At 42.5% G+C, this 13,901-nt stretch carries 13 protein-coding genes and 1 pseudogene; 1 reads left to right on the plus strand and 13 read right to left on the minus strand.

Annotated features, from left to right (window positions below):
* Positions 1–7: 7 nt before the first annotated feature.
* From RIN70_RS05520 to RIN70_RS05580, 13 genes are all read right to left on the minus strand, one after another.
* Complete coding sequence (locus tag RIN70_RS05520; protein ID WP_272144220.1) at positions 8–976, minus strand: thiamine pyrophosphate-dependent dehydrogenase E1 component subunit alpha; 969 nt, start codon at positions 974–976, stop codon at positions 8–10.
* Between the two features lie 219 nt (positions 977–1,195).
* Complete coding sequence (locus tag RIN70_RS05525; RefSeq protein ID WP_313790419.1) at positions 1,196–2,362, minus strand: ATP-grasp domain-containing protein; 1,167 nt, start codon at positions 2,360–2,362, stop codon at positions 1,196–1,198.
* A 21-nt stretch (positions 2,363–2,383) separates the two neighbouring features.
* Positions 2,384–3,124, minus strand: coding sequence for an esterase family protein (locus RIN70_RS05530; RefSeq protein ID WP_118228160.1), 741 nt, complete (start codon positions 3,122–3,124; stop codon positions 2,384–2,386).
* Positions 3,125–3,162: 38 nt separating this feature from the next.
* The gene (locus tag RIN70_RS05535; protein WP_021153226.1) at positions 3,163–3,990 is read right to left on the minus strand and encodes an alpha/beta hydrolase; all 828 of its coding nucleotides are present in this window, start codon (positions 3,988–3,990) and stop codon (positions 3,163–3,165) included.
* 93 nt (positions 3,991–4,083) lie between these two features.
* Positions 4,084–5,418 (minus strand): methylenetetrahydrofolate--tRNA-(uracil(54)-C(5))-methyltransferase (FADH(2)-oxidizing) TrmFO, encoded by a 1,335-nt coding sequence (gene trmFO, locus RIN70_RS05540; RefSeq protein WP_272144039.1) that lies wholly within the window; start codon positions 5,416–5,418, stop codon positions 4,084–4,086.
* 154 nt (positions 5,419–5,572) lie between these two features.
* Positions 5,573–6,277 (minus strand): DUF3307 domain-containing protein, encoded by a 705-nt coding sequence (locus RIN70_RS05545; protein WP_118228158.1) that lies wholly within the window; start codon positions 6,275–6,277, stop codon positions 5,573–5,575.
* Entirely contained in the window at positions 6,261–6,938 is a 678-nt protein-coding gene (locus tag RIN70_RS05550) for a SatD family protein (protein ID WP_272144042.1), read from the minus strand. Before RIN70_RS05550 ends, RIN70_RS05545 begins: the two co-directional genes overlap by 17 nt.
* Positions 6,939–7,045: 107 nt before the next feature.
* Positions 7,046–9,127 (minus strand): type I DNA topoisomerase, encoded by a 2,082-nt coding sequence (gene topA / locus RIN70_RS05555; protein ID WP_023918171.1) that lies wholly within the window; start codon positions 9,125–9,127, stop codon positions 7,046–7,048.
* Positions 9,128–9,213: 86 nt separating this feature from the next.
* Positions 9,214–10,062 (minus strand): DNA-processing protein DprA, encoded by an 849-nt coding sequence (dprA, locus tag RIN70_RS05560; protein ID WP_272144044.1) that lies wholly within the window; start codon positions 10,060–10,062, stop codon positions 9,214–9,216.
* Between the two features lie 61 nt (positions 10,063–10,123).
* Positions 10,124–11,053, minus strand: a complete 930-nt coding sequence (locus tag RIN70_RS05565; RefSeq protein ID WP_134974383.1) for an ROK family protein — start codon at positions 11,051–11,053, stop codon at positions 10,124–10,126.
* Positions 11,054–11,056: 3 nt separating this feature from the next.
* On the minus strand, positions 11,057–11,824 hold the full coding sequence (locus tag RIN70_RS05570) for a ribonuclease HII (protein WP_134974382.1): 768 nt from the start codon (positions 11,822–11,824) through the stop codon (positions 11,057–11,059).
* A complete protein-coding gene (gene ylqF / locus RIN70_RS05575; protein WP_134974381.1) occupies positions 11,811–12,662 on the minus strand; it encodes a ribosome biogenesis GTPase YlqF in 852 nt (283 codons plus the stop codon). The genes RIN70_RS05570 and ylqF overlap by 14 nt, the downstream gene beginning before the upstream one ends.
* Before the next feature lie 111 nt (positions 12,663–12,773).
* The gene (locus tag RIN70_RS05580; protein WP_003001449.1) at positions 12,774–13,112 is read right to left on the minus strand and encodes an ATP cone domain-containing protein; all 339 of its coding nucleotides are present in this window, start codon (positions 13,110–13,112) and stop codon (positions 12,774–12,776) included.
* A 738-nt stretch (positions 13,113–13,850) separates the two neighbouring features.
* Between RIN70_RS05580 and RIN70_RS10340 the strand changes: the two are divergent.
* Positions 13,851–13,898, plus strand: a pseudogene (locus RIN70_RS10340) (hypothetical protein); the annotation flags it as partial.
* Positions 13,899–13,901 lie beyond the last annotated feature (3 nt).

A 13,901-nucleotide genomic window follows, 5' to 3' on the forward strand; every position in this document is an offset into this window, starting at 1 on the left:
CTCCCCCTTAGTCTGCGTAAATATCTTCGAAAGCTGATTCAAGTGGAGGGAATGGGCTTTCTTCCGCAAATTTCACTGAAGCTTCCACTGCTTCTTTTACTTCTTCTTGGATCTGATCCAATTCTTCTGCGCTCGCAATCACATTTTCAAGGAGATACTTGCGAAGGTTTTCGATTGGATCTTTCTTCTTCCACTCTTCTACTTCTTCACGAGTCCGGTATTTACCAGGGTCAGATGAAGAGTGACCAAGCCAACGATAGGTGACACTTTCAATCAAGACAGGTCCTTTACCAGAGCGGACGTGTTCAACAGCTTTTTGGAATCCTTCATAGACATCGATAACGTTATTTCCATCAGGAATAAACATTCCAGGAATGCCGTAAGCAGCACTACGTTCGTGGATATGCTGGATATTGGTCATTTTCTTGATGTCAGCAGAGATTCCATAACCGTTATTGATACAGTAGAAAATTACCGGAAGATTCCAAATAGAAGCCATATTCACCGCTTCGTGGAAGACACCTTCGTTGGTTGCTCCGTCCCCAAAGAAGCAGACGACAATCTTACCAGTCTTTTTCATTTGTTGAGTAAGGGCAGCACCTACTGCAATTCCCATACCACCACCAACGATCCCGTTAGCACCAAGGTTACCAGCATCGAGGTCAGCGATATGCATGGAGCCACCCTTCCCTTTACAAGTACCCGTATATTTCCCCAGGATTTCTGCCATCATGCCATTCAAATCGATTCCTTTAGCAATGGCTTGTCCGTGACCACGGTGGTTAGATGTCAGCAAATCATCATCGTTCAAAGCCAACATCGCGCCAACGTTAGCCGCTTCTTCCCCAACAGAAAAGTGCGTCATTCCTGGCACTTTCCCTTTTTTTACTAACTGTGCAATTTTTAAGTCCATGCGACGGATTTCTTCCATTTTACGGAACATTTCCAATAAGAGACTTTTATCTAATGTTGCCATCATTTCGCCTTTCTTAGCATTTATTCATTCTCTTTCATTCTAGCCAAAAATGAAAGCACTGTCAAAAATAATGCTCAAATGATTTCACAAACTTTATTCCTTGGAAGATGGTTTTATAAGCTTTTTAAAATTCAAATACAATATTTCACAAACTTATCACTCATGACTTTGCTATACATATAAAAAAACCGATAGGATCCTATCCTACCGGTCATCATCTTATGATTGGCGTTGGCCAAAGTCATGAATCATTTGTTCCAATTCTTCACGACTAGGTGTAGTAAGCATATAGAGGTAATCTCCCTGAAGTTCCGCAAAGGCCGCTGGCATGTCTTTCTTGACACGGAATTGATCATGGTATTTAGCCAAAACTTCATCCTCTGAAAGGACATAGGCTGCATTTGCACGACGAGAAGTTGCCAAGCAATAAAGGGGCTCAAACTCAGAAGCTGGGAAAGGTTCTCCTGCTACGATGGCAGCATAGCCACGGTACAAATCAATCGAGTGAGCGTAGTTGTAGACATCGATGGTAAAGCCACCTGCAGGGCGATTATTGTACTCGATCGCAATATAGTCATCCCCATCGCGGAAGAACTCAATGTGGAAGAAACGTTCCTTCATGCCAAAAGCTTTGACAATGGCTTCCCCGTATTGACGCAATTTTGGATCCATCTCTTTGAGGACATAATAAGAATTGTCCATCTTGTAGAGCATCAAATCGAGTGGCGTATAGGCATAGTCAAAAGTAGTCGAAAAGACAATATTACCATCGCGATCGACCAGACCATCAAAGGTACAAATCTCGCTAGAAGTGACAAATTTCTCAAAGAAGTACTCTGTATGGCCATCCCACTCAGCCTTGAAATGGTCCACATCTTCTGGCGTTTCGATCTTGAAGATAGCTGCTGCTCCTACCCCATTGTCAGGCTTAGCAATCAATGGCAACCCAATCTTCTTCACAGCCTTATCAATGTCTTTTTCTGTTTTAACTACTGCACCAGGTACGACTGGGACTCCAGCCTTCTTGAAGAGTTTCTTCATTTCTGATTTGAACTTGGTTTTCTTCAGATCTTTTGGCTTAGCCCCGAAGACATTGAATTGCTCCCGAAGCGCCGCATCCAATTCCAACCAGTATTCATTGTGGGATTCGATACGGTCGATTGGACCATGTTTGTAAAAGAGAAAGGCTACCGCACGCTTCACTTCATCCAGATTTTCCAAATTTTCAACACGGAAATATTCTGTTAAGCTGTTGCGCAAAGGCTCATCTAACTGTTCATATGGCTCTTGACCAATTCCCAAGACAGTGATCCCTTTATTAGCCAATTCAATTGTAAATTGTTGGAAGTTTTGTGGGTAATATGGTGAAATAACGATATAATTCATTGAGGTCTCCTCCCTTTTTACTTAAAGATGCATTTGGCCTAGGAAGTATGGCATTTGTTTGCGCCACCATTCCCAATCGTGGGCAACATCATGTCCCCATTCAGCGAACCATGCAGGAATATTTTTGTGATCAAAGGCTTCTTTCAGTTTGTAGAAAGATGGAAGTCCATCTTGTTCCCAAGCTCCTAAACCAGTACAAATAACGATTTCGGCCTGACGGTAACGATCGATAAACCAGCCATCATTTTGGTTCCAAATATAATCAGATGGAGAGTTTTGGTAAATGGCTTCATCGCCTCCAAAGTCACCAACAAAGAAACGTGCGTCATAGACTCCACTCAAGGCAATCACTTTGTTAAAGACATCTGGATGTTGCAAGAAGAAGTTGAGCGCGTGGTAGGCCCCCATAGAGCAACCAGTTGTCATCATCGGGTCAAACCAGCCTGTTTTGTGCTTGATAAAAGGAATGGCTTCTTCAATCACATAGCGTTCATAAGCTCGGTGCATTTCTGCTCGATCGTGAGGATTCTTCCAATTACAAAGCCAGCTCTCACTATCCACACTAGAAAGGGTAAAGAATTGTACCCGTCCTTCTTCGATAAACTGAGCACAAGCATCAATCATACCAAAGTCATAGTACTCGTTATGGCTTCCACCTGATGAAGCGAAGACCACAACAGGAATACCAGCATGTCCATAGCGGTTCAGATACATTTCACGGTTGAGTTGGCCACTCCAGTGGCTTAAATGTTCAATATTCATAAGTTTCCTCTTTCCTTTATTTCTTTATTTACAGTCTATTAATCCCAATTTTCAGCCAAAAAGCGAAGGCACTCAGGTAAATGCTCTGCCCAGGCTTCTTCATGGTGGATAGCCCCAGATTGAATCCGAATGGCGATATTTTCTAAAGCAACTCCTTGTTGAATGACATCATGATAGTAACGAAGAGATGAGTCAATATAGGCTTGCTTGATATTCCCTGCCATCAGGGTTTTATCTGTATCATCAGCCTCTTCAGTCCCCACATAGATGTAAATGCGTTGATCTGCATATAATTTTTTACGCTCGATATAATGATTGAAGGCATCTTGATGCAGCCAGTTAGCGGATGAAAAGACCCCTAAACAACCGATTTGATCTTGGTATTCTAGCCCCAAAAATTGTGTAATATTTCCACCAAGCGAAGAGCCAATCATGGCTGTATGTTCTCTGTCAGCAAGAGTCCGGTATTCTTGGTCAATGAAAGGTTTGACCACTTCCATAACGAACTCTCCGTACTCAACGCCCTTGCCACCAAATTGCATTCCAGGAATATTAGATTCCTTGTATTTCCAGGCAGAGTATTCATTCATGCGTTGGAAACCATCATTATCGATCGCAACGACAATCATGCGGCTAATATCAGGATTCCGCTTAATGGCTGGAATCACCTTCCAGGAATGACCTGCAAAAGCTTCCTTGCTATAGAGAACATTCTGGCCATCATGAAAATAGACAACAGGATAGCGTCGATCAGTATCTGTTTCATAATTCTTAGGTAATAAGACTCTCACACGACGGAGTTTTCCGGTATAAGGCACTTTCAATTCGTGTGTCTTCATATCTAAATAAAAATAGGATTTGTTCATTGTCAGAAAACTCTCTATATTCTAAATTTTATTCATTATACCATTTTTAGAAGAAAAAGTCTGGATTTTCTCCAAACTTTTTCCTTTCTTGGGTTATTTTTCCATAAACTGAGCCAAATCTTGCAAGGAACGTTCGGCAATTTTCTCATAACGTTCCTTTTTATCCCGAATGCGTGGACCTTCTAGCTCCTTGATAATCCCAAAGTTAACATTCATAGGTTGGAAATGTTTGCTGTCGGCATGAGTGATATAGTGGGCCAAGCTTCCGATAGCAGTTGTTTCAGGGAAAATAGCTGCTTCTTCTCCTTTAAAGAGGCGAGCTGCATTGATCCCAGCAACTAAGCCAGAAGCTGCAGATTCAACATAGCCCTCCACTCCTGTCATTTGACCTGCAAAGAAGAGGTTTGGTTGTTTCTTCGAACGATAAGTTTGTTCAAGCAGGTTTGGAGAGTCCATGTAAGAATTGCGGTGCATGACGCCGTATCTCACAAATTCTGCATTTTCCAAACCTGGGATCATTTGGAAGACCCGTTTTTGTTCGCCCCATTTAAGGTGCGTTTGGAAGCCAACGATATTGTAAAGGCTGGCAGCCGCATTGTCTTGGCGCAACTGAACGACTGCGTAAGGTGTCTTAAACTCCCCATCACGTGGCCCTTTGTAATCATCTGGATACTCGAGCCCAACTGGCTTCATAGGGCCATAGAGCATGGTTTTGATGCCTCGTTTGGCCATGACTTCAATGGGCATACAACCTTCAAAATACTTTTCTTTTTCAAAAGAGTTGAGCGGGGCTTCTTCTGCATTGACCAAGGCCTCGTGGAAATCCATAAATTCTTGTTTGGTCATGGGGCAGTTGAGATAGGCTGCTTCTCCCTTGTCATAGCGTGACTTGAGATAGACCTTGTTCATATCAACGGTATTGACATCGATAATCGGAGCTGCTGCATCATAGAAATAGAAACCATCGCCACCATTGAGAGAATGGATCTTTTCTGCCAAGGCATCACTGGTTAGAGGGCCTGTTGCGACCACTGTGATGGCATCTGTCGGCAATTCCGTAATTTCATCGCGAATCACTTCAATGAGAGGGTGTTGGGACACCTTCTCCGTCACCCGGCTAGCAAAGCCTTCTCGGTCCACTGCCAGCGCTCCACCAGCCGGCACGCGAGTCGCTTCCGCTGCTTCAAGGATGACAGAACCCAGACGGCGCATTTCTTCTTTGAGGAGCCCGACAGCATTGGTGAGAGAATCCCCACGAAGAGAGTTGGAACACACTAACTCAGCAAAGTTGTCTGTTTTATGTTGCGGAGTAGATTTGACCCCACGCATTTCATAAAGCTTGACCGGAATACCCTGTTGGGCAATCTGATAAGCTGCTTCAGAGCCTGCAAGGCCCGCACCGATCACATTGATATAAGATTGAGACATGACACTAATACCTCTTTGGGTATCAAAACACCCTGCTGGACTGTTTGACACCCACAAATCTTTCTAATTTTCTACTTGCTCCATTATACCAAAAAGCCAAATAAAAAGACAGGAAGGCTTTTCCTTCCTGTCTTAGACTTTACTATTTATTTTCTTATAGACACAACCAAGCTGCTAAGAGGGCAGATAGGATACTGAACAAGGACCCGATCAAGTAATACTCCGCAAAGGCTGGATTTTCCGAAATTTTATTATAGCGGGCAATGGATTTGGCTGTAAACACCAGACCGATCGAAGCAAATTGCCCATAGATGAGACAGGCACCAATCACCAAACGCTCTAAAAAGCCAATCATGGAACCAGCCCCAGTGATCGTATCCATTTTCTTCTTGCTGGTGGGTTGATACTTGGCAAACAGAATTTTAAAGGCAATATTGCTTGGTTTCCCAACTAGGAGGACATAAAAGATTAGATTTAAAATGTCCAAGGGTAGATAGGTCGTGCCATTCTTCGCTCCCATAAGGACCAGACAAGTTAGGATACCAATATGCAAGACTTGATCCAATGCAAAAATCCAGGCTTTTGGTAATTTCAATCCCTTCTGCACGATCGGTTTCAAGAAATCTATTCCAGCATGAGTTAGTAAAATGACCAAGCAAATCCACCACAAGGCTAGATGAAAGAGCGAAACAATGAACAAAGGCAAAGCCACATATAGAATGTGAAGCCCGAGCACCTTCTTATCCTGATCCTTGCGATCCGCCATCTTTTGACTTTGAAAATAATAATCCGATAACAAATGACAAATCAACAAGAGGATCAAGTATGGATTCATTACGATACTAGACAATCCGCTCATGGGCCTCTCCTTTCTCTAAGTTTTGAATACAAGCTAGTGCTGCTGCTCGTCCCCGTAAATAAACACGAATACTGCTACTCTTTAAGCGCTTGGACAGGGCGCTTGGGTTGATGGCTAGCGCTTGGGCCAATTCCTGTTGGCTAAAGCTTTCACTATAGACAGATCTCTTTAGCAGATTGAGCAGAATCTCTTCCTGACTCTCTCGCCAACCCGAACGTATGGCTTCTCCGGAAGCGATGAGCGCATTCACCACTAAGTCCTGGCTGTCATTACCGCTCAAAAAATAGATCTGGGTATTGCCATAATCATTTTTCTGATGGACCAGATTAATAGCTGCACGTGCATTCCAATAGGCTGGTCCATCTGCACCGATACTTTGCAGAGGATCGATATCCGTTACAATCTCCCCTAGGCCAATGCCGAAACGAAGCTGAGTCGGCTTTAATTCTGAACGCAGGGTATCAATGATTTGAAAAACCGGAGCATCCACTTTTAAAAGGGCCTGAAACTCATCGCCCAAAGTTAAGGTAAAAGCCGATGCTAGGCAGTCTTTAAAAATCTCATTGATCTTTTGAAGCGTTTTTTCTAACTGTTTTTGCAGGTCAAAACGTTCTTGTACGATTTTGGAATCAATCACATCTGCAATCAAAGCAAGATACATAAAGCCCACCTCCTTATGTCTATTATAACGAAAAAAATAAAAAATGTCTATTATAACAGACATTTATAAAAATTGCCGTTATAATAGACATTGAATTATTTGAAAGCTTATTTCACTTTTTCTTCTTCGTAGTCGCCGTTGCTACATACGACTTGTTTGCCGCCACCACGAACTTTTTTCTCAACTAAGTAGTGGCCACATTTTGGACAATCCCGACCGATCGGCTTATCCCAAGAGGTAAATTCACACTCTGGATAGCGATTGCATCCATAGAAGATACGGTTGCGCTTGGTTTTGCGTTCGATGATTTGTCCCTGATGACAGTCAGGACACTCCACGCCGATTTCTTTGACAATGGCCTGGGTATGACGACAATCTGGGAAATTACTACAAGCATAGAACTTACCAAAACGTCCTAATTTAATCACCATCGGGCTACCACAAACTTCACAATCAAAACCAGCTGGTTCGTCTTTAATTTGGATTTTTTCCATCTCTTCTTCAGCCTTTGCGACTTCCTTAGAGAATGGTTTGTAGAAGGCATCGATGACTTTTTGCCACTCTTCTTTTCCGAGTTCGACATCATCGAGTTTCCCTTCCATCTCTGCTGTGAAGGTTACATTGACAATATCTGGGAAGAATTCAACGATCAGTTTATTAACGATTTCCCCTAACTCTGTTGGTTCAAAGCGTTTGGCTACCAGCTTCACATAATAGCGTTTTTGAATGGTCTCAATCGTCGGAGCATAGGTTGAAGGACGACCAACACCGTTCTCTTCCAAGGTCTTAATCAAGGTCGCTTCAGAATAACGAGCTGGTGGCTGAGTAAAGTGTTGCTCCGGTTTGCTATTGACCTGCTTGACGATATCGCCTTCTACCATGTCCGGCAACATCTTGTTTTTGTCTGAATCATTATAAATCGCCAAATAACCGTCAAACTTTACCTGACTCCCATTCGCTGTATATTGAACCCCATTTTGACCTAAACGGACATTCATAGTATCAAAAACAGCTGCCGTCATCTGGCTAGCGACAAAACGATTCCAAATCAAGGTGTAGAGTTTCAATTGGTCTTTGTCCAAGTATTTAGCAATGCTCTCAGGAGTATTGAAGACGCTAGACGGACGAATCGCTTCGTGGGCATCTTGGGCACCAGAAGCATTCTTCACACGGCTTCCATGCTTAGAATATTTCTCACCGAAGCGATCCACGATAAAGTTAGCTGCCTCATTTTGCGCAACCGGACTGATCCGTGTGGAGTCGGTACGCATATAGGTAATCAAACCTTGAACACCAGAGCCGATATTGATTCCTTCATACAACTGCTGGGCGACCATCATGGTCTTACGTGTACGGAAGTTGATCTTATTGGCAGCATCCATCTGCATGGAAGAGGTGGTGTATGGAAGTGGCGCATTCCGACGACGTTCTTTCTTTTCAACTTTTTCAACGGTAAAATCTTTGCCATCTAAGCGTTCAAGAACAGCTTTCACCTCTTCATTGGTGTTGAGCTTCATCTTCTTGCCATCAATCCCATAGAAGCTAGCTTGGAATTGCTTGGTCCCTTTTTTAAAGACACCATCAATGGTCCAGTATTCTTCCGGCTTGAAATCATTTATCTCATTTTCACGATCAATGATTAATTTGAGGGCAACTGATTGCACGCGCCCTGCAGAAAGTCCTTTTTTAACCTTTTTCCAAAGAATAGGCGAAATTGAATACCCTACAATCCGGTCCAAGACCCGACGTGCTTGTTGGGCATCGACCAAGTCCATATCGATTTGGCGCGGTTCTTTAAAGGCATTTTTAACGGCATCCTTGGTGATTTCGTTAAAGACCACACGGTTTTTTTCTTTGGCATCCAAGTTCAAAATATGCGCTAAATGCCAAGAAATAGCTTCTCCCTCGCGGTCCGGGTCACTTGCGAGAAAGACTTGTTTGGCTTTTTTAGCTTCTTTTTTCAAATCATTGATCAAGGGACCTTTTCCGCGAATATTGATATACTCCGGTTCATAGTTATTGTCGAAGTCAATAGACATCGTAGATTTTTTCAGATCCCGAATATGGCCAACACTAGCCATGACTTTGTAGTTACGACCAAGGTATTTTTCGATTGTTTTCGCCTTAGCAGGAGACTCCACAATCACCAAATTTTTCTTGGTTGTACTGCTTTTCTTTTTTGTTACCACGTTTTATCCCTCTGTATTGTATAAATCTCATTGAGTTTAATACATTTTAAGAAAGATGTCAACTAGGAACTTCTCCTATAGGAAAATCACAATTCGTATTTCAATTCATCAAGAATGTCCTGGCCTGAGGTGACAAGCTTTGCACCTTCTTGAATCAGATGATGGCAGCCTGCAGATTTTCCATCTAAAATGTTTCCTGGAATAGCAAAAACGTCTCGGCCTTCTTCCATAGCGCGCTCACAAGTAATCAAACTCCCTGAACGGAGTCGCGCCTCTGCCACAATTACAGCCTGACAGAGGCCTGCAATGATGCGGTTTCGCTCAGGAAAATGAAACTTAAGTGGTGCCTGACCTGGACCATACTCGCTCAAGATCAGATGGTGTTCCCCCATATGCGCCTGCAGTCTTTGATTGCTCTTAGGATAAAAGACATCCAGTCCCGTTCCTATCACTCCGATGGTCTTGCCACCATTTCGTATACTGGCATAATGAGCTGTCGCATCAATTCCCTTAGCAAGTCCACTAACGATAACCAACTCATTCCCAAGTTCCTTAATAATCTTCTCTACAGAACGAACCCCTTCTCGCGTGGTCTCCCGAGCTCCTACGACTGCAATCTTCGGTCTGGTTAACAATTCCAAATCTCCCTGGTAAAAAAGGAGTACAGGAGGATTGTAGATCTGTAGCAATTCCTCAGGGTATTCAGGATCAAAAATGGATAGAGATGGGAACCGTTCAAACTCCTTGTGTAAATGGTCTTCATCCAGCTGCCGGTATTTGTCTACAAAATGAAGAGTGCTGCGACAGCGAGCGATCCTTGCTATCTCTTCTAAACATGGTAAGGCTTGGTCTTTCCTACAGTAGTCCAAGACTCTTAAGACTTGTTCATTTGATAAACCGGCTTCTTTTAATTTAAAAATTTCAAATTTCTCCATGGTCACCTTCTACTTCCTCTCACTTATTTATTCGCAAAAGAAAGGAAAAAAAGCTCTATTTCTAGAACTTTTTTTCATTTGTAGATGAATAAAAGTAAGATGCGGCACCAATCAAGTTACTTTCATTATGGAAGCGAGCCGATTGGATGGGCAAGGCCTCAAATTGTTTATGCCCTTTTTGAGAGAGCAGGTCATGGTATTGGTGATTGATTTCATCGATTAGTAGTGGTTGGCTACTAATGCCTCCTCCAATTGTCACCTTCTCAAGTAACAGCAAAGATTGAAGATTAAAAATCAGAATTGCAATATCATGGCAATAGGCCTGAAACAAGGATGTCAGCTCCGCATGGCCCTCTTGATCAAGAGCCTTGAAAACAGCTACACCATCTGCCTTTTCTAGGTTCAAGATGTGACTAGCTTTCTCAATAAATTGAACAGCAGAACCGGTGTTTTCCAAAAGATTGGAAATGCCTTGCAAAAAAAGTTCGCGATGAAAGCGGCGATTTTCTGGTTTTCTTTCTGTCTTATCAATAGACCGAATGTATTCTGTCAGTTGCCATCCTCTCAATAGGTCACCGTTAGAAAGAAGAGCAAGGCCAACTCCTGTCCCTAAGACCAGGGTCGCACCGCAAGGACAAGCTTTTAGGTTACCAAGCCTTGCTTCCGCTAGACCAGCAGCTTCTCCATCATTGAGAACAGTGACAGGGACTTGAAATGTTCGTTCGAGTCTACTTGCTAGAGGAATGCCGCGCAAATATGGAATGAGACCACCTCGAAAGACAAAGCCAAGGCTCTTTTGGATCTCACCAGGGCATGAAATGGCGATTCCCTCGATTTCTTCCCGTACAGGAGCAACGATTTCTTCTAATCCTTGCCAAAACTCCTCAATCGTAGATGGTGTTGAAATCTTGTCTGTATGAACCAATTGATAGTCCGCATCCATCAGACCATACTTTATAAAGGTTCCTCCGATATCGATGGTAAATAGCATAGCCTAATCCTCACACATTGATTTGATAGGTTCAAATGAACGCCGATGAATAGGTGTCACTCCCAGCTTGTCGAGGCCAGCCAGATGCTTAACCGTCCCATAGCCAGCGTTCTGAGCAAAATCATAACCTGGATATTCTCGATCAAACTCTTCCATCATCTGATCCCGAGTTACCTTAGCTACGATGGATGCTGCAGCAATGGATAAGGAGTTGGCATCCCCTTTGATGATACTAGTTTGGGGAATCGGAAGATCTAACTTCATGGCATCAATCAAAAGATGCTGGGGTTGAGGCTCTAGCTGACCAATAGCTTCCATCATGGCTAGCTTCGTAGCTTCATAGATATTAACCTGATCAATCACTTGATTGTCCTTGATGCCGATTCCGATCGCAACGGCGTTTTGGAGCACAGCCTCATAGATTTCCTTGTGTTTGGATTTTGGAATCTTTTTACTATCGTTGAGTCCTGAAATCTTACAATCTTCCGGCAGAATGACGGCTGCTGCGACGACAGGGCCAGCCAGAGGACCTCTCCCTACTTCATCCACACCTGCAATAAGCTGAATCCCTTGAGTATAAAGTTCTTTCTCATAGGCTAGCATTTTTTCCAAACGCAAGTCTTCATCCACTTGTTTTTGGAGTTCGCGTTTTCGTTTTGCGATCGCTTGGATCACACCAGATCGGCTATCCTGTTCCAATTCAGCCAATAAAGGATCGTCTAACCGCTGGATGTTTGCTAATTGTTCTTTAATTTCCTTAATGGTTGCCATCAATTTCCCCTACGCGATCCAGCGTATACCGTCCCAATTTCCCATCGCGAACATCTTTAACAAAGAGTTGGTAAAAACGGTCGTAATCCTCACGAAATCCTAATTTCTGGGTCATTTCCATAATGATTTCAGGAGCTTCTTGTTCCAGATCCATTTGTTTAAAACGTTCCTGCAAAACAGCTGGATAGTGCTTTTTGAAATAGTTAAGACCAAAGATGGTCACTTCATCCATTGGAAGCAACTGGTCTTTGATGGCGCCTGTTAAAGCAAGTTTTAAGGCCACTTCTTCATCTTCAAACTTAGGCCAGAGAATCCCTGGGGTATCCAAAATTTCGAGATCCTTATTGGTTTTCAACCATTGTTGCCCCTTGGTTACCCCCGGTTTATTTCCGACAACAGCAATCTTTTTCCCTGCTAAGCGGTTCATCAAAGTTGATTTCCCAGCATTAGGAATCCCGATGATCATGGTCCGAAGGGTTTCAATCTGAATCCCCCGTTCCTTTTGACGGGCAATTTTATCGGCCATCAAGCTCTTAGCAGCATCTGTTACTTTTTTTACCGTAGATTGCTCTTTGGAGTTGATAGCCAAGGTTTTGATCCCTTGTGACTCAAAATAATCCTGCCATTCTTTTGTTGCCACAGGATCTGCCAAGTCTACCTTGTTCAAAATCATTAATTTGGGCTTATCACCAACAATTTTCGTTAACATGGGATTTTGGCTTGATAGGGGCAAACGAGCATCTACCAGAACCGTCACAAAATCCACAAATTTTAAATTTTCTTGTACTTGTCTTCTAGCTTTGGACATGTGTCCAGGAAACCATTGTATAGTTGCCATGTTCTCCATTCCTTTCCAGTTCAATCTCTTCTATTATACCATGTTTTCTGAAATCACTGTGATTAAGAAAAATACTAAAAAGAAGCTACCGAAGTAACTTCTATTAGTATTCTAGCGAATTTGCTCAAAATGCAAATGCACGGCGATATGATCACCATAGCCACTCCGTTCCAAATCACGTTGCAAGCGATAAGAAATGTAGTGTTCTGCAATGGTAATATAACCCGCTCCCAGCAAACGTTGTTCCACTAATGATTGGATCATACTGATGGTTGCGCGTTCTACTTGGGCTTCATCCAAATCCATAGCAACTTTCTTGGTCACTTGAGCTAGGTTTTGTCGCAAATCATCTGTCAAAACATAGACAACTTGCGCAGCTTTCAAAATAGCTTGGTAAATTTTATCTGGGTTGAATTCAACCACTTCTCCACTACGTTTAATGACTTCCATCGGAGTCTCCTTTATGTTTAAATTTTCATGAATACTCCATTTCCCTTAGAAAGAAATGAAGACCTACTACTTTATTATATAATTTTTTTGCCAAGAATCAAAGCTCTTTTCAGGACTTAGAGTAGATGATTGGATGAAAAAATCTAACGATCACTTTTTTCCATGACCACATCTTCTTTTTTATAGCTGTAGGTCAATCTCCAAAGATGGTCAGAGACATGATCCAAACGGAAGGTCTTCAAAATTTTCTTCAGAGCTAACTTCTCCATCTCTACTTTTCTAAGGAGTTCCACGAGTAGTTCACCACCAGCATTGACCGCAATCAGCTGATCTTCGTCACTATCATATTGGAGAAGGACTGTTTTAGTCGGTTTATAGAGAACATTATAGAGATTGTAGGCTCTATCAACTTCAAAATGTTTATCCTTGTCGGCTTCTCTCGAGTAGCGGTGAATCGTAAGGGGACCAGTTTGAAAAGCTCCTGCTAAACTAAAAATAAATCCTAAAGCTGCTACCGTTTCCCAAAGAAGATTGAGTAACTTGGAATCGAAATCAAATATGAAATGAAGGAGCAATAAAATAATTCCTGTACCAAATCCAATTAAAAGTAAGAGAGCGCCGATGCATCCAGCTTTTTCGCCTGTTTTAATGGTCGGTTTATCATGGATCATCACACCATCTAACTTTTCAAGACCATGACGTTCTTTAAATTTTTCTAGTTCTGATTTTTCTGAATCCGTTTTTTCTAACTCTGTTTTCTCTAACTCTGACATACATTCCTCATGACAA

Source organism: Streptococcus parasanguinis (assembly GCF_032163505.1).
Classification (GTDB): Bacteria; Bacillota; Bacilli; order Lactobacillales; family Streptococcaceae; genus Streptococcus; species Streptococcus parasanguinis_V.